We start from the raw sequence: 16080 nt of genomic DNA, 5'->3' as shown, positions 1-16080 counted from the left end.
AAGAAATAAACTGTATTGCAGAATTTGCAACGTCACATTGTTAATATATCAATTTCAGCAATGTGTTTCCTGTCATATAGTGAATCCAAGATAATCCCCGGACCAGACAGGGGATGTGAAAAACAGCAACACACAACATTAGCTACACAAACACAATATTCGTTTGCAGTAACCAAAATAAATAGCTGCACCCACAAAACAGAACCCGAACGGAGTAATACCATGGCTAACTATTTCAACACATTGAACCTGCGTCAGCAGTTGGCGCAATTAGGTAAGTGTCGCTTTATGGCACGTGACGAATTTGCCGATGAAGCAAGCTACCTGAACGGTAAAAAAGTGGTGATCGTCGGTTGTGGCGCACAAGGTCTGAACCAAGGCTTGAACATGCGTGACTCTGGTCTGGACGTGGCTTACGCTCTGCGCAAAGAAGCGATTGCCGAGAAGCGTGCTTCATGGCGTAAAGCGACTGAAAATGGCTTCAAAGTAGGCACTTACGAAGAGTTGATCCCACAGGCTGATTTGGTGGTTAACCTGACACCAGACAAACAGCACACCGCAGTGGTTCAGGCAGTTCAGCCACTGATGAAAGATGGTGCAGCACTGGGTTATTCTCATGGCTTCAATATCGTTGAAGTGGGTGAGCAAGTTCGTAAAGACATCACCGTTGTGATGGTAGCGCCGAAATGCCCTGGCACTGAGGTTCGTGAAGAATACAAACGTGGTTTTGGTGTGCCGACGCTGATCGCGGTTCACCCGGAAAACGATCCTAAAGGCGAAGGCATGGCGATTGCCAAGGCTTGGGCGGCAGCAACCGGTGGCCATCGCGCGGGTGTGTTGGAGTCCTCTTTCGTTGCGGAAGTAAAATCTGATCTGATGGGTGAGCAGACTATCCTGTGTGGTATGTTGCAGGCCGGTTCATTGCTGTGTTTCGATAAGCTGGTTTCTGAAGGTACTGACGCGGCTTATGCTGAGAAACTGATTCAGTTCGGTTGGGAAACCATTACCGAAGCGCTGAAACAAGGCGGGATTACGCTGATGATGGACCGTCTGTCCAATCCGGCTAAACTGCGGGCTTATGCGCTGTCTGAACAGTTGAAAGAAATCATGGCTCCGTTGTTCCAAAAGCATATGGATGACATCATCTCCGGTGCTTTCTCCAGCGGTATGATGGCTGACTGGGCGCAAGACGATGTTAAATTGCTGGGCTGGCGTGAAGAGACCGGCAGAACAGCATTCGAGAATGCGCCACAGTTTGAAGGCAAAATCTCTGAGCAAGAATATTTCGACCACGGCGTATTGATGATTGCCATGGTGAAAGCCGGTGTTGAGTTGGCATTCGAAACTATGGTTGACTCCGGTATCATCGAAGAGTCTGCATATTATGAATCACTGCATGAGCTGCCATTGATCGCCAACACCATTGCCCGTAAGCGCTTGTATGAAATGAACGTGGTTATTTCTGATACGGCTGAATACGGTAACTATCTGTTCGCGAACGCGGCGGTTCCGTTGCTGAAAGGCAAATTCATGGATTCACTGCAAGCAGGGGATTTGGGTAAGAGCGTTGCCGGTACTGCGGTTGATAACGCGCAACTGCGTGATGTGAATGAAGCCATTCGTAACCACCCAATTGAAGCCGTAGGTCACAAACTGCGTGGCTATATGACCGATATGAAGCGCATTGCAGTTGCGGGCTAAGTCCCTTTTGTCTTTGACGCCGTCAGGTTTTTAGCGGCGTTTAACTCTGCGTGAAACAGGCCGCTGCCATTAAATAATGGTAGCGGCTTTTTTTTATCTCAAATTTAAGCCATATCTTGCAGGCGAAAATTTATTAAATTAATGCTATCCCGGCCCGAAAAAAATCTTGTAAGGTGTTAATCGTGGTTTAACACATCGCAGACAAACTCAGTATTAAACGCTATTAATCATAATATTCTTATGAAGGTAATAACGCACCTCGCTAATTAGCGGGGTGTTTTTATTTGTGGGTCTGGCAAAGCTAAAGAATAAAACTCATGACATTTAAATAATGTTAAGGAGGTGAGAAAAGACCAATAGATTTAGCAGTAAATATTCTCGTTAATTATAAAAACCTTAAATAAGGAAATAAGATATGGGAGAAGGACACAGTAATACCACAGGCCACGGTGCTCGTGGCCCAACCGGTGGTGTCAAGGGCGGCTCGACAGGATTTGGTGGCGGAAACCCCAATAGTGGCAAGGGATGGGGAGTATCACAAACACCCTACGGACCTCTTCGCAATTATAATCCAAGCAAGTTCGGTAGCCGTTCTGGCGGTAATCGAGGTGGCAATAACCGTTCACGTCATCGCGGCAATCCTCCAAGTCCCCCTAATCTGGCACAAAGGCCAGAGCTACAAGTAGCAATAGTCCCCGGTGTTGCCGTTCCCCTATCACTGGTTGCTGGTGAATGGGGGTTTACGCTGCTTAAACCAAAGGTAGTTGCTGCGGCACTTGATCTGGCTCTTACGCGGATGGCGATGTTTGCTGTGGACGCGGCGCCTTATGTCGGGCGGTTCGCCGGGGTTGTTGGCATGTTGCTGGCACCCTCTGAAATCGCGAAAGATGATATGTCAGTGACCCGGCGCACGGTCGTCACCCTGCCTGCCGAGCGCATCATCAGCGTGCCATTGGCACAATTACCCACACAATCAGCAGTAGTGGCTAATGTCCGGCTGCATGATGTGGTACAGGATGGTGTGCAGAAAATCGCGGTAGTGAAATCCAAACATGTGCCGATTACGGTGCCAGTAGTACAGGCTAAACCCACTGATCGAACAGGGGTATTTACCGCTCAGATCCTCAATGGGATGCCACCTATCCACATCCATATTGATACGAGTTCTTCCCCTCCCACGGCAACGCAACCAAGCGGTATTCGTGAGGTGAGGGATAGCCCTGTAACACCGGTATTTTCTCCACTGGGAAGTAACAGCCATGACGCGATTGTCTACTTCCCCGCAGAAGCGAACACTGACCCTGTCTATATTTCAGTCACGACAGTGCTAATACCAGAGCAGATTAAACAGGTGGAGGAGGAAAATCGGCAAAAACAAGCACAATGGGATGCGAAGTATCCACAAGTGCAACAGGCTCTATTTGAAAAACAACGTGCCATTCAGACTGTGGCTGAAAAAGAGGCAATATTGCATGCAGTCAAGGAGACGGCTGAGGGTAAATCATTCTTAAACCCGGAAAAATTTCCGATGGAGGAATACCTTATAGCTTGGTTTGAATACTCAAAAACAACCATTAAGATGGATATATCGATTAATTCAGCGGTTGCGCGAGACTATTTTTTACAAAAGGGGCCGATGGTCATGTACCCTCTTTTGTATACCTTTCAGTCAGAAAGTCAGGGTGAGCAACATGCCCGTGATACAAATATTGCGACATTAGAACGGATATATCGGCGTTTAACGACGGCGCGAGACAATATAAATCAGGCCCAGCATGAGTTAAATACGGCCAAGAATGAAGTCAACAATGCTGATCAGCATATACAGGTAGTCAGGGCGCAACTGGTTGAGGCCGAAGCCCGGTGGATTGTAGAAGCACCCGCCAGACAGCGTGTTGAACGTGAGCGACTGGCGGCAGCCTACCTCGCCAGACAGCAGGCTGTCACTCCCCAAAATACCTTCTCCTTACCTGCTCATCCGCCAGGGGGCGCACATTCTCCCAGTTTTGCCGCAGGCGGTGCGGGTGCTATAACATTAAGTCCTCAGGTTGCTAATCATTTAGGTACCTCATTACGGCGGGTATCGGAGCGATTTCGCAGCATAGACACAAGTTCGTTGGCCGATCCAATGGCTGTCATTATTGGTACGGGCTTCTATTCGGATAATGATAGGGAAGGAGCGAATCAGCCGCCATTAGTCGGTAGTTTCTCTCTCAGGGACATAGGATTATCCCTTGGCGCGCCGTTACTACAGCAAGGTGACGTAGATTCTCCGGTCCGAATTTTGATGGCCCAAAAGGATGATTGGACCGGTGTTTATGCGGTAAAAACCCAAGCTGCAAATGTTGCTGCTAAGGTGAAGGTCGGGCAAGCACAGCTCGATAGGTCAAAAGGTGTTTATACTTTTACCACCGACAGCCAGCCGCCACGCACCTTTATTTTTACGCCAGCAAAACCGCCAGGCATGGATATCAGCTCGGTATTGCCACAACCGCCCAGTGCACCGGTTGTTCCGTCGCATACTGGGGCTGATATCACCTTCCTGGCTACCAAGCCGAGCTTAATATTTCTGGCTCTGGAAGAGGGTGATTTCCACGATTACATCATTTGGTTCCCGGCAGCGTCGGGGCTGGAACCGGTGTATATTTATCTTAAAACGCCACGGGATGAGCCGGGTGAAGTAACCGGTCGTGGGCAGCAAGTTGCAGGCGTTTGGCTGGCAGAGGCGGGTAAGGGGCTGGGAGCACCCATCCCAGTACAGATTGCCGATAAATTACGTGGCAGGAAGTTCAGTAGTTTTGGTGAGTTTCGTAGGGCTTTATGGTTGGAAATATCTAAAGATCCAACTTTATCGGAACAGTTTAAATCTGGTAATTTAGGGAATATTAAGAATGGCAAGGCTCCATCGCCTAGAGAAAGTGAGCAAGTAGGTGGTCGGGTAAAACATGAACTGCATCATGTGCAACCTATCAGTAAAGGTGGTGCCGTTTACGATATTGATAATATTAGAGTGTTAACGCCTAAGAGGCATATAAAAATTCATAAAGAGGTGAAGTAATATGGAAGGAAACACTATATCTGATTACACGGAATCTGAGTTTTTAGAGTTCGTAAAAAAACTGTTCAATGTGGAAAATACATCTGAAGAAGACGATATTCAAAACCTTCTTAAATTTAAAAGACTATGTGAGCATCCTGCCGGGTCTGATCTTATCTACTACCCAGAAGCTCATCAGGATGATAGTCCTAAAGGTGTCGTGAGTGAAATAAAAAAATGGCGAGCCGAAAATGGCAAGCCTGGATTCAAAGAGTAACTTATATCGTTAAGTAAAAATATAGGCCGCCTTTCTGGCGGTTTATATTTGTTTTATTAATTAGTTAATAGAAACATAAACACTTATTTATTATATCATTTGGTCCTCAGATTATTAGTAGCTGGGAGCACCCATCCCAGTACAGATTGCCGATAAATTACGTGGCAGGAAGTTCAGTAGTTTTGATAGATTTAGGGCAGCGTTTTGGCAGGAGGTTGCGAATGACCCTGAGCTATCTGGGCAGTTCTCACCTTTAAACCAGAATAGAATGAAACGTGGTTATGCTCCATATCCAATACCAACTGAGCAAGTAGGAGGAAGAGAGAAATTTGAGCTTCATCATATTAAATTTATTCGTGATGATGGTGCAGTTTATGACATTGAAAATATAAGGGTAATGACACCAAAACGACATGTAAATATTCACTCAAAGACTGGAGGCGAGTAATGGAATTAAAAAATAGTATAAGTGAATATACTGAGTTGGAATTTTTAGCTTTTTTAAAAAAAATTTGGGCCGTAGATGTTTCAGAGAAGGAACATGATGCTCTTATTCATCATTTTGTAATGCTCACTGAGCATCCTCACGAGAATGGATTGCTATTTTATCCCGATTCAGACGTTGATAATAGTCCCGAAGGTATTCTTGAGTTCATTAAAAAATGGCGAGCCGAAAATGGCAAGCCTGGATTCAAAGAGTAACTTATATCGTTAAGTAAAAATATAGGCCGTCTTTATGGTGGTTTATATTTGCATGATTTATAATTCTGTAATTAATGAGTCGGTTATATGATATAAATAGCTCTAAGTTCGGATGAGGATGTGTTAACTTTTCTATCTTAATGCCTATGTATTTCATGGGAGTGAGATTTATTAAATTAATCCTATCCCGGCCCGAAAAAAATCTTGTAAGGTGTTAATCGTGGTTATACACATTATGGGTATATCTATTGTTTCTCAATATTATTAATTAATAGACCTTGCTAATTAGTGAGGTCTTTTTTGTGGGTGATATTAATCAAATAAATGAAAAGGCATTTAAATATAAAAGGAGAGCAGTAATGAGTGATATCCAAACTGTTTTGACGCGTTGGGGTGTATGGGCTAGGGATAACTCTCATCTGGATTATCCTCATATCGCTAGCGGGTTTAAGGGATTGGTGACGAGCAATAGACAGGTAGAGTCATGTTGCGATAATGACGGATTAGCCATTGATAAAACAATAGGAAATTTACAGCGGGCCTCGCGAGAAAAAGAACTGGAGCTTATCCTTCGACATTATGTGTATGGGCAATCTAAAGCCTCTATTGCCCGATTGAAAAAATGTAATGAACGGGAGATTCGACGTCAATTACAAGTTGCCGAAAGTTTTATTGAAGGATGCATAATGCAATTGGGTATTTCACTGGAAATGCAGGTGGAGTGATTTTTTATAAACACAATAAGCTTTAATAGAATAGAGCAATCAAGAATAGATCTTATTATCGGTAATTAGACTTGAATCAGACGTGGAATAGGGCGGGGCAAGATATATGACTGGTTGTGGTAATTAGAAACCAGAATATAAACTGTCTCTGCGACAGTTTATATTCATTAATTTTTTATTTTAAATTGCTGCTAAATGCCTTTCGGTTACCTAAATCATCAATTAAGACAAAATTGACCGTCTTGCTGCCTGCTGGGGGTAAACGATTGAGCGAAAAATCGAGCTTCGAAAAAGGAGCAACCATATCTGGCAGGCTTTCAGTTGAGCCTAATGTCAGTGAGGCTAATGATGCATAATAAGGCGTCGGGTTATCAACCTGAATCAGGGCGGTATCGCTTTTTGTCTCAAGAGTAAAGGTTAACGCCTTACCTAAAGTATCTCCTGGGGCTGGTAAATTTTTAGGGCGGTAAAATACTTTGTATTGCATGCGCAAGGCCAGCGTGACGAAAGATTCATCCTCAGTTTTAGGGGTCACCTTCGGTGGAATTTCGTAAACATTGAGCCAAAATGCAGACTCCCTATCAACGGGTAATTTACTGGCCCCCGATAAGATCAATCGCAGGCTACGTTGTGCCTGTGGTTGTAGCCGAAATAGCGGAGGCAACACTAATACCGGTGAAATAGACTTCTCTGGTGTTGCGGTCAAATCACCGTCATCCACCCAGACCTGCACTGCCACCGGATAGCTATTGCTGTTAACCAGTTGTAGTGACTCTTCGGTGCTACCTTCACTGAAGATAATACGTGTTCTTTCCGCAATGACACTTGCCGTGGCCGGTATACTGGTAACCATAAGCAACAAAAGTAACCCACCAATCCCACTATTTATGTGTCTGAAAAACATATTATTGGACACGTATAACCACTTGCGCATGTGCATTCACCGCTCCTGGTGTCACAGTTTGCCCGCTGATTTTAGTTAACTCAGCCCGAAAGTTCTCAGTGTAACTATTACCCCCACTCACCGTGCCGGTTATTTCTTGGGCGCCCTGGAAGATGCCATACCAGCCGGCGTTATTACCGGTTTGAGTTACATTCTTTGATAGCAGATAAATCGGGCTATTATTGCGGTAGATACGGATGCCTACACCGCTTGCTGTTCCGGCAGAACCATAACTATCTGACACCAAGTGGCTGATCCCGCCACTGCCGTTCATTAATCCCAAAGCTTGCGCTTTAGCGGCATTTGCTGCGGGTACCAGAAAGCCCATTGCTACCGTGCCAGCAGTGACACCTGATGTCACGCCGGTCTGGCACTGAAAGTCTACTTTAAATTCAGCAGAAGTGGTGCTGCCGCTGTTCAGCTCTGCCACAGAAATTCTCGGTAATATCACTGTGGGGGTAAAATTGGTTACCGCACAAATCGTGGTTCGACGGAAAGTGACATAATTGTACAATCCAATAGAGGCAGGCCAGGTAGCATACCAGCCGGGCCAGTTTGATACTGAGTCAGTTCCTTCAATAGGGCCACTAATCCCTGGCCCTTTAAACGCGATATAAGCATTGGGTTGGGTATAGGCATACAGGTAAGAGGCTGCATTGTTAGTGCTGGCACGGGCATAATCAATACGAAATAGCTCGGTATACAGGTTACTGAAATTCTTGGCTTTGACTAAAATACGGCCACTGCTGTCTTTATCCAGGTCGGTTAAGCGCCGCCCTTTCCATAAGCGCGAGTAATACTCGCCAGTGGATAGATTTGTAAGCCTGATAACAACATTGCGGACATAGGTGGCAAAACCAGAGGGAACATTACCGGCAATGGCACCATCTTCATTTTTACCACCAAAGTCATTATCTCCGTTAGTAGCATACATTTCGAAGAGTTGATCAACATCGGCCGCAGCGCAGCGAAATAGCACCCGATTAGGGTCATAACCGGTGTTCAGGGCAAAGGTGGTGAAGTCAGAGGTACCTGCGGCTAATAATGTCCCATCGGGTTGAAAATTCGCCGCCGTGCTAAGGTCAATAAGGCCCGGCAAGCCGAGTGAGCCATTATTATAATCCAGAGAACCCGCCCAGTCACTTGCCGTACCATCGCCAACACCAAGCTGACTTTGTATCGTAATCCGGGTACAGGTTGACCATGCTGAGGTGCTGCATAATCCTATAAATAATATCATTCCAGCCGCAATACGCTGGCGGCGGTGACCGGCAGTGGCTGTTGGCCGTGATAGTTTGCAAGATATTAACTGCTCTGTTGTTCTTAACATTATTTTTCTCATAATTGTTAACGGTGGCAACTGCCTGTTATATGAATAATATCCTGCTCGGTATCTTGACCATCAAAAGTATAAGGTAATTCACACTGCTCACTGCTGTTCTCACCCCAGCGCACATAAAGTAAGCCTTTGTCGTCTTTTACACGTACGTAGATCTGATTCCCTTGACCTACCATCCCGACAATTTCATTTTTGCTGTTATAAACATCGGCACCCAGTGGTAACCCTCCGCCGTCATTGGTTTGGGTTTGAATTAACACAGCATAGCCTTTCAGAGTTTCGAATTTGACTTTCACTGCGGCCCCGGCATAAGGAACGACGCGGCCTTGATTCTCTTTCAGTTCAGTATTGCGATTAATACCTTTAGTATCCAAACCCACCGTATTGTAATTATAGGGTGTTAATGATGGCACCAAGGCAAATCCGTTATTATCAATTCTCGCCCCTTGTGCATTTCGTACTGTTGCACCCTGAGCACCATCCGCTTCAATTAAACCAAAGGTCTCGCCCAAATAAGGTCCGAGTGTCATACCTTTACTATGTATTACTGCGGCTCCGCGAGCACCAACACCATATTGGGTGTAATTATTGCCGCGGGAATAGCTGCCATTGACGGTCGCATTAGGGAATTGTTTTTGCACATTTGCCCCCCAGTTATTTGAACTGCTACTGATATTGCTGTCGTCATAGCCGGCATTCACTGAATAGTTAAAGCTGTTTCGTTCACCGGCGGTACCTGATAATGACGTCTGATAGCTATTACCACTTTTGGGATTACGGCTAGCGGACATCGATAAATATTGATTTTTATTTCCAATATTGAGTGGGATAGACACCGTTAGCGTCGCAATATTTTCAGTATTACCGTAGCGCGTTGTCGTCTGATTCGTCGTATCGTCATCCCAATTATATTGGGTTGAGGTATAAACAGTGCGCTGACGGCTAATGGCAAGGTTATAACTGACATCTTGGTAGCTATTTGAATAGTTTAGCTGTAACTGCGTATCTCGTTGCGTATCATTATAATAATCACTGGTCGACGCTGATGCAGAGAGTTGACCATAATTGCCCAACGTCTGGTTAATTGAGGTTGTAAACTGGCTGCGTTGTTTATAGGTTGTTGAATCCCATGTCCCGCCATTTTTTTGCGTTGAGCGCACACCAAAAACGTCATTTAAATCGCGATATCCTTTGGTTGAATAGCGATATCCGGCCAATGAAAATGTGGTCCCGGTTTGATTAAATGTCTGGCTATAGGTTGCTTGCATCCGCCAGCCATTCTGCGTGTCATCATTTTCAACTTTAGCATGAGAGTAGGTAGTATTGAGGCCAAAGGCCCCGATGGGGGTACCTAATACGCCACCGACAAGGAGTGCCGTATAGTCTTGCGCTAAACGCAGGCCACTGTTCGCAGTTAACTGATTGGTAAGACCGCGCTCATAGGTGAAGTCAGTGAAATAGTTATCAATATTGGTGAAATCACGAGATTCGCCGACCACCGCATTATAACGGCTAACACCTGGGCGCATTGAGTCCGGGACGGCACTGAATGGCACGGTAAATGTCGAACGGCTACCATTCGCTTCAATCACCTCAACATTGAGGTCACCCTGACTGGTGGTGCTATATAAATCGTTAATAACGAATGGGCCAGGCGCAACCGTAGTTTCATAAATTTCACGCCCATTCTGGCTAACAACCACCCGCGCATTGGTACTGGCAACACCACGAACTTCAGGGGCAAAGCCACGCATGGATTCTGGCCACATACGTTGGTCGGTTGCCATTTTAACGCCACGAAACGACATGGTGCCAAATAATGTACTGTCGGTGAAGGTTTCGCCCAGCGTTAATTGACTATCCAATTGGGGGATAGGGCGCTGGACATAAGTACGAATATTATTCCATTGGGTATCGCTGCTATTATCATTACTGGAATAACGTACGTTTGATTGTTGACGCAGTTGCCATAATCCGAGATTGAGGCCACTTTTTAAGCCAACAAAGCCGTAATCAGAGGTGTTGTTTTGCTGAGACTGCGTCTCACTGCGATAAAAGTTGGAACTGTAGTTAATGAATGCGAGCTTTTCGCCTTCCTGCCATTCACTTTGCTCGATATAACCTCTGGGCCGGTTTTGCAACAAAGCTTGTGGGATCGACAATTCTAGACGAAGTTTGGCTTGGTCAAAGTGAAAAGAGGCACCTTTTACCCGCTCAGCCAGCGGCTTGCATTGTTCTGTAGACGAAGCCGCAGTATCCGAGGGGGCGGATTCTGTTTTGAGCGTATTAGGTTCTTTGGTTGCAGTACTGTCTTTGCCAGTAAGAACAACGCCAGCCGCAGTTAAGAATTCATCACTCAGGCAGGGGTAAACCTCTGATGAGTCAGCGTTCTTAATAAATTCAATGGTAGTGCGTTTAAACGGTTTGTTATTAACCAAGACATCGACAGCATCGTAATTTCCGGCTGTGGCAGAATTCTCTTTATTGAGTTGATTCAAACCTGAAGCAAAATTGGTCCCTAAAAACAGAGATTCATCGAACTCGAGGTTTTGTGGCTCATCCTGAGCCAAAGCCGTATCAACATGTAAGATTAAAGCAATACATAGTGTTAATGCTTTCTTGCGTCCAAAGAATTTTCTCTTCACAGAAGCGCGTGCAAGCCTCATAAATCTTCCTTTACCGGCTAAATACGATAACTTCCGGTATCTTGCCCGCCGAAATCATTCACTATCAGGAAATTAACAATAGCATTAGAAGGTACAGATGAATTTGGGATAACCCATTCTGCTTGAGACATCGGTGAAATCATCTCGGATTTCATTTTAAGTTTTTTACCACTGCCAACAACTTCACCACTGGCAATGGTGGCATAGAATCCTGTTGGGTTTTTCCCTGTTACAACAACATCTTTACCACGTTGGCGCACACTGAAAGTCAGTGCGCTGGAGACCTGATCAACACGGCCAGTAATACTTTCAGGTCGATAAAATACTTTAATGCGGTTACGCATCAACACTAACATTTTATTACTTTTTTCTGCTTTGTTGACGGGAGGCACCTGTAAAAAATTAAGATAGAACACGGATTCTCTATCTGTTGGCAGGCCGCTACCGGTATATTTCAGCCGCAATGTTTGTCCCGCATTGGCTTCCATGCGAAAGAACGGTGGTGTGACGATAAAGGGTGCTTTGCCTGTTTCTGGTGTTGATTGGGCATCACCACTGTCTAGCCAGACCTGAACCGCATTGGGGAAGTTGTCTTTATTTGTTAATTGTACGCTGTGCTCTTTTTCGCCCGCCGAATATATAATTCGGCTACCCGTCATGATGACGCTGGCTTTAGCAGAAGAGATGCCCATAAGAATTAATAACGCGATGAACAGATAACGATAACTGTAGCTATGTATGTTAACCATCATGGGGATACCCTCTGAATGAAACTGGCCGAATAGCTATTTTGTTGGTGCTTGAAGCTGCTGAATACACATCGGGGAACTTTACCCGAATCACTATTGTGAAGATTATCGGGATTAATGAGCCTCATTGAGGCTCACCCTGCGGGCTAGCATAAATGCTATTCAAAAAGGTCTATGACCGATTTGTCATTTACTTTGCCTGATTGCAGCGCCAATTAGTTAAAGTATATCCTATTCGGCAAAGCAGGTATTACAGGTAAGAAACTGCATATTGTACTGATGCTATCACAGAACCAGCGCCTGCTTGTCCAGTTGCAAAATATTGAACTGCAAAATCATGCTCTGCTGCTGTATCACCAGCCTTTAACACTATACCATCTTGCGCCAAACCACTATTCAGATCGATACCCGAAGTCGTTGTTGTGTCTTTCAGCAATTGAAGCTCAACGTTTGCTGCTGTGCCGGTATTTTTTAAGTTACCGGAAGCTGTGACTTGGTTAGCGACGAAAACAGTTTTGACATCAATATCATCAGGGCCAACTGCACAACCAGATACACCCAGGGTAAAGGCCGTTTTACCTGCTGTTTTCCCTGAAGCATCCAAATCGCTGCTGGATACAGTTGGCAGCAATACCATTGGGTTGGCATCAACGCCGTTGACGGTAACAGAACAGGTTTGTGCTGTGACTTCACCTTGGAAAGTAATTGTATTATTACTTGCTGCCATTGCAATAGTTGTAGATGCTGAGAATAACGCCATAGCCAAAGTTAACTTGTTCATTTAAAACTCCAATATAATAATTAAATGTGGGTGAGCATTCATTCGAATTTAAATATGAATGAATACTTAACTTAATAGATATGAAGTGGGTTAATGACTATATGTGCGAATGTTATTCGATTATACTTGTCAGCTTTCCACATTCTTTTCGTTTAAGTAAATCGGTGGTAATTATTCCGCCACGTCTGTTACTTGATGAGGGAGATAATATAGAAAGCTGTCTTAACTTCACATCAGATAAACGAACCAATCTATGTGGGAATATTCCTACAAAAACTGTGTATCTATAAATTATCTCTCAACTTATTGTATTTAAATGGTTTTTTTATTTAAAATAAAACAACTAATGGGATCTTTCTTGTTGTTTTTGTTAAAAAATCTTGGTTTTGCTGTTTTCTAGCACCTAAAAATAGCTTTTCAATATAATTTTACTGGTTATTTTGTAAAGTTTAGTGGAGTATTTGTATAGAAAGTATAGATAAAATCATGAGGGATATAATATCCATAATATTATTTATTAAAAATAACCTTATAGCATGAGGATTACGTCAGATGAGAGCCACTGGACTAAAACTGAGTTATTGCGCCGCCAGAAAGGTGGCGCATCACTAACTTAGTTACGATATAACACTTTAATAATGTGATATCCAAACTGGGTCTTAACCGGTCCATAAGGTTGCAGCAGTTCGCAGCTAAATACCGCTTTATCGAAAGCTGGGACCATATCCCCTTTATTGAACTCGCCCAAATCGCCGCCATTACGTTTTGACGGGCAGTTAGAGAATTTTTTCGCTAACTCTTGGAAATTTGCACCGTTATTCAATTGCGCCAGAATATCGTTTGCCTGCTTTTCATCATCAACCAAAATGTGCAGTGCAGAAGCTTTGTTTGCCATAGTAACAATCACCACTAAGTTATTTAGACTACATAGTTATTTGAACGAAGGTTATCTTCAATAGGGCTTGAAGCGCGCCAGTGTAGCGTATTTTGGTCGTAATGGGGCCACTGTGGCGAGCGTTTTACAAATCAAAAACAGCAGGTGGTTTTTTTTCGCCGACCGCTTTCTGCTACAATCCTGTTCCCCCGTTAACCCACTGAGCTTCCGAGTGCCATGCGATTAAATCCCAGCCAACAACAAGCCGTCGAATTCGTTACTGGCCCCTGCCTGGTGTTGGCCGGTGCGGGATCGGGCAAAACCAGAGTTATCACTAACAAGATTGCCCATTTGATCCGCCAGTGTGGCTATCAACCGAAACATATTGCGGCGGTGACTTTTACCAATAAAGCGGCGCGTGAAATGAAAGAACGTGTGGCGCAAACATTGGGGCGTAAAGAAGCACGTGGCTTGATGATAGCAACCTTCCATACTCTGGGATTAGAGATTATCAAAAAAGAGTATGTGGCGTTGGGGATGAAATCCAACTTCTCGCTGTTTGATGCACAGGACCAATTGGGGCTATTGAAAGATCTGACCCACAAGTGGTTGGAAGACGATAAAACGTTACTGCAACAATTGATATCCCAGATCTCCAACTGGAAGAATGATCTGCTCTCGCCAGCGGCGGCTGCGGCACTGGCGCGATCCGAGCGTGATAAGCTGTTTGTGCATTGCTACGGCTTATATGACGCCCATTTGAAAGCCTGCAATGTGTTGGATTTCGACGACCTTATCACCCTACCGACACTGCTGCTGCAAAACAATCTGGACGTGCGCGAACGCTGGCAAAATCGTCTGCGATACCTACTGGTCGATGAATACCAAGATACCAATACCAGCCAATATCAAATGGTTAAATTACTGGTGGGCAACCGGGCGCGTTTTACCGTAGTCGGTGATGATGACCAATCTATCTATTCATGGCGCGGAGCGCGACCACAGAACTTAGTCTTATTGAATGAAGATTTCCCGCAATTGCAGGTGATCAAGCTGGAGCAAAATTACCGCTCCTCGGGCCGTATTCTAAAGGCGGCAAATATTCTGATTGCCAATAACCCCCATGTTTTTGAAAAGAGACTCTTTTCTGAGCTGGGTTATGGCGATGAGCTGAAAGTGATCACTGCCAATAATGAAGATCATGAGGCGGAAAGAGTGATCGGTGAGCTTATCGCCCATCACTTTGTCAAAAAGACTCAATACAGTGATTACGCCATTTTGTATCGCGGTAACCATCAGTCGCGGTTGTTCGAAAAGCTACTGATGCAAAACCGTATCCCTTATCGTATTTCGGGAGGCGATTCATTTTTCTCGCGGCCAGAGATCAAAGACCTATTGGCGTATTTGCGGGTATTGACCAATCAGGACGATGACAGTGCATTTTTACGTATCGTGAATACACCCAAGCGTGAGATTGGTTCAACGACCGTGCAAAAACTGGGGGAATGGGCCAATTTACGTAATAAAAGCCTGTTTCGAGCCAGTTTTGATTTGGGATTAGGCGAGCATCTGAAAGGCCGTGGTCTGGAGTCATTGCAGCGTTTCACGCACTGGATAGATAGTATTATTCGGTTGGTAGAACGTGAGCCAGTGGCGGCAGTACGCGATCTGATTCACGGCATCGATTATGAAAGTTGGTTGTTCGAAACTTCTCCCAGCCCAAAAGCAGCAGAAATGCGGATGAAGAACGTTAATCTCTTATTCAGTTGGATGACTGAAATGCTGGAAGGCTCTGAGCTGAATGAGCCGATGACACTCACTCAGGTCGTTACACGTTTTACCCTACGCGACATGATGGAGCGGGGAGAAAGTGATGAAGAAGTGGATCAAGTGCAATTAATGACCTTGCATGCCTCCAAAGGGCTGGAGTTCCCTTATGTGTTTTTGGTTGGCATGGAGGAGGGCTTGCTGCCGCATCAAAGCAGTATCGATGAAGATAATGTAGATGAAGAGCGGCGCTTGGCCTATGTGGGTATCACCCGCGCCCAGCGTGAGTTGTTCTTTACCTTGTGCAAAGAGCGGCGGCAGTATGGTGAGCTGATTCGGCCGGAACCCAGTCGCTTTCTGATGGAGTTACCGCAAGACGACTTGAAATGGGAAGATGAGCGCAAAGCTGTTAGCCCGGAAGAGCGGATGCAGAAAGGCCAGAGTCATCTGGCCAATATTCGTGCGCAATTAGCGAATGCGAAGAAACAGTAGTGAAAGCTAAGAATTGCCACGAAGGCG

The 16080-nt window shown here is 44.9% G+C and carries 13 protein-coding genes; 7 read left to right on the top strand and 6 right to left on the bottom strand.

The genetic code is table 11. The annotated features are described in order from the left end of the window. Positions 1-222 precede the first annotated feature (222 nt). From ilvC to V1953_RS20390, 6 genes are all read left to right on the top strand, one after another. Positions 223-1701 (top strand): ketol-acid reductoisomerase, encoded by a 1479-nt coding sequence (gene ilvC / locus V1953_RS20415; RefSeq protein ID WP_083161846.1) that lies wholly within the window; start codon positions 223-225, stop codon positions 1699-1701. Positions 1702-2116: 415 nt separating this feature from the next. Beyond that, positions 2117-4759 carry a colicin-like bacteriocin tRNase domain-containing protein gene (locus V1953_RS20410; RefSeq protein WP_442851251.1) on the top strand — a complete coding sequence of 881 codons (2643 nt, stop codon included), beginning with the start codon at positions 2117-2119 and terminating at the stop codon, positions 4757-4759. Position 4760: 1 nt separating this feature from the next. Then, the gene (locus tag V1953_RS20405) at positions 4761-5015 is read left to right on the top strand and encodes a bacteriocin immunity protein (protein WP_442851250.1); all 255 of its coding nucleotides are present in this window, start codon (positions 4761-4763) and stop codon (positions 5013-5015) included. A gap of 121 nt (positions 5016-5136) precedes the next feature. Continuing rightward, positions 5137-5463 carry an HNH endonuclease signature motif containing protein gene (locus V1953_RS20400; RefSeq protein ID WP_442851345.1) on the top strand — a complete coding sequence of 109 codons (327 nt, stop codon included), beginning with the start codon at positions 5137-5139 and terminating at the stop codon, positions 5461-5463. After that, entirely contained in the window at positions 5463-5717 is a 255-nt protein-coding gene (locus tag V1953_RS20395) for a bacteriocin immunity protein (RefSeq protein ID WP_442851249.1), read from the top strand. Before V1953_RS20400 ends, V1953_RS20395 begins: the two co-directional genes overlap by 1 nt. Before the next feature lie 359 nt (positions 5718-6076). Continuing rightward, entirely contained in the window at positions 6077-6442 is a 366-nt protein-coding gene (locus V1953_RS20390; protein WP_083161860.1) for an antiterminator Q family protein, read from the top strand. A gap of 175 nt (positions 6443-6617) precedes the next feature. On the opposite strand, the gene V1953_RS20385 is transcribed toward V1953_RS20390, so the two are convergent. From V1953_RS20385 to ppiC, 6 genes are all read right to left on the bottom strand, one after another. Beyond that, positions 6618-7382, bottom strand: coding sequence for a fimbrial biogenesis chaperone (locus V1953_RS20385; RefSeq protein WP_102970512.1), 765 nt, complete (start codon positions 7380-7382; stop codon positions 6618-6620). Beyond that, positions 7348-8625, bottom strand: a complete 1278-nt coding sequence (gene stbD, locus V1953_RS20380; RefSeq protein WP_193784856.1) for a fimbrial usher protein StbD — start codon at positions 8623-8625, stop codon at positions 7348-7350. Before stbD ends, V1953_RS20385 begins: the two co-directional genes overlap by 35 nt. Positions 8626-8732: 107 nt before the next feature. After that, positions 8733-11390 (bottom strand): fimbria/pilus outer membrane usher protein, encoded by a 2658-nt coding sequence (locus tag V1953_RS20375; RefSeq protein WP_102970513.1) that lies wholly within the window; start codon positions 11388-11390, stop codon positions 8733-8735. A gap of 17 nt (positions 11391-11407) precedes the next feature. Beyond that, positions 11408-12139 (bottom strand): fimbrial biogenesis chaperone, encoded by a 732-nt coding sequence (locus tag V1953_RS20370; RefSeq protein ID WP_193784857.1) that lies wholly within the window; start codon positions 12137-12139, stop codon positions 11408-11410. A gap of 250 nt (positions 12140-12389) precedes the next feature. Beyond that, the gene (locus V1953_RS20365) at positions 12390-12920 is read right to left on the bottom strand and encodes a fimbrial protein (RefSeq protein ID WP_372569768.1); all 531 of its coding nucleotides are present in this window, start codon (positions 12918-12920) and stop codon (positions 12390-12392) included. Between the two features lie 613 nt (positions 12921-13533). Continuing rightward, entirely contained in the window at positions 13534-13815 is a 282-nt protein-coding gene (ppiC, locus tag V1953_RS20360; protein WP_004704164.1) for a peptidylprolyl isomerase PpiC, read from the bottom strand. A 216-nt stretch (positions 13816-14031) separates the two neighbouring features. Between ppiC and rep the strand changes: the two genes are divergently transcribed. Beyond that, positions 14032-16053, top strand: coding sequence for a DNA helicase Rep (gene rep, locus V1953_RS20355; RefSeq protein WP_083161866.1), 2022 nt, complete (start codon positions 14032-14034; stop codon positions 16051-16053). Positions 16054-16080: the final 27 nt, after the last annotated feature.

This window comes from Yersinia sp. 2541 StPb PI, assembly GCF_052217145.1.
GTDB lineage: Bacteria > Pseudomonadota > Gammaproteobacteria > Enterobacterales > Enterobacteriaceae > Yersinia > Yersinia enterocolitica_E.
This window is presented reverse-complemented; position numbering and strand designations above follow the sequence as displayed.

What these genes read in the sequence shown, in the direction of transcription:
- V1953_RS20395 (WP_442851249.1), top strand. Translation starts at nt 5,463, where the DNA reads ATGGAATTAAAAAATAGTATAAGTGAATATACTGAGTTGGAATTTTTA.
- V1953_RS20365 (WP_372569768.1), bottom strand. Translation starts at nt 12,920, where the DNA reads ATGAACAAGTTAACTTTGGCTATGGCGTTATTCTCAGCATCTACAACT.
- V1953_RS20385 (WP_102970512.1), bottom strand. Translation starts at nt 7,382, where the DNA reads ATGCACATGCGCAAGTGGTTATACGTGTCCAATAATATGTTTTTCAGA.
- rep (WP_083161866.1), top strand. Translation starts at nt 14,032, where the DNA reads ATGCGATTAAATCCCAGCCAACAACAAGCCGTCGAATTCGTTACTGGC.
- stbD (WP_193784856.1), bottom strand. Translation starts at nt 8,625, where the DNA reads ATGATATTATTTATAGGATTATGCAGCACCTCAGCATGGTCAACCTGT.
- V1953_RS20410 (WP_442851251.1), top strand. Translation starts at nt 2,117, where the DNA reads ATGGGAGAAGGACACAGTAATACCACAGGCCACGGTGCTCGTGGCCCA.
- V1953_RS20370 (WP_193784857.1), bottom strand. Translation starts at nt 12,139, where the DNA reads ATGGTTAACATACATAGCTACAGTTATCGTTATCTGTTCATCGCGTTA.
- V1953_RS20375 (WP_102970513.1), bottom strand. Translation starts at nt 11,390, where the DNA reads ATGAGGCTTGCACGCGCTTCTGTGAAGAGAAAATTCTTTGGACGCAAG.
- V1953_RS20390 (WP_083161860.1), top strand. Translation starts at nt 6,077, where the DNA reads ATGAGTGATATCCAAACTGTTTTGACGCGTTGGGGTGTATGGGCTAGG.
- ilvC (WP_083161846.1), top strand. Translation starts at nt 223, where the DNA reads ATGGCTAACTATTTCAACACATTGAACCTGCGTCAGCAGTTGGCGCAA.
- V1953_RS20405 (WP_442851250.1), top strand. Translation starts at nt 4,761, where the DNA reads ATGGAAGGAAACACTATATCTGATTACACGGAATCTGAGTTTTTAGAG.
- ppiC (WP_004704164.1), bottom strand. Translation starts at nt 13,815, where the DNA reads ATGGCAAACAAAGCTTCTGCACTGCACATTTTGGTTGATGATGAAAAG.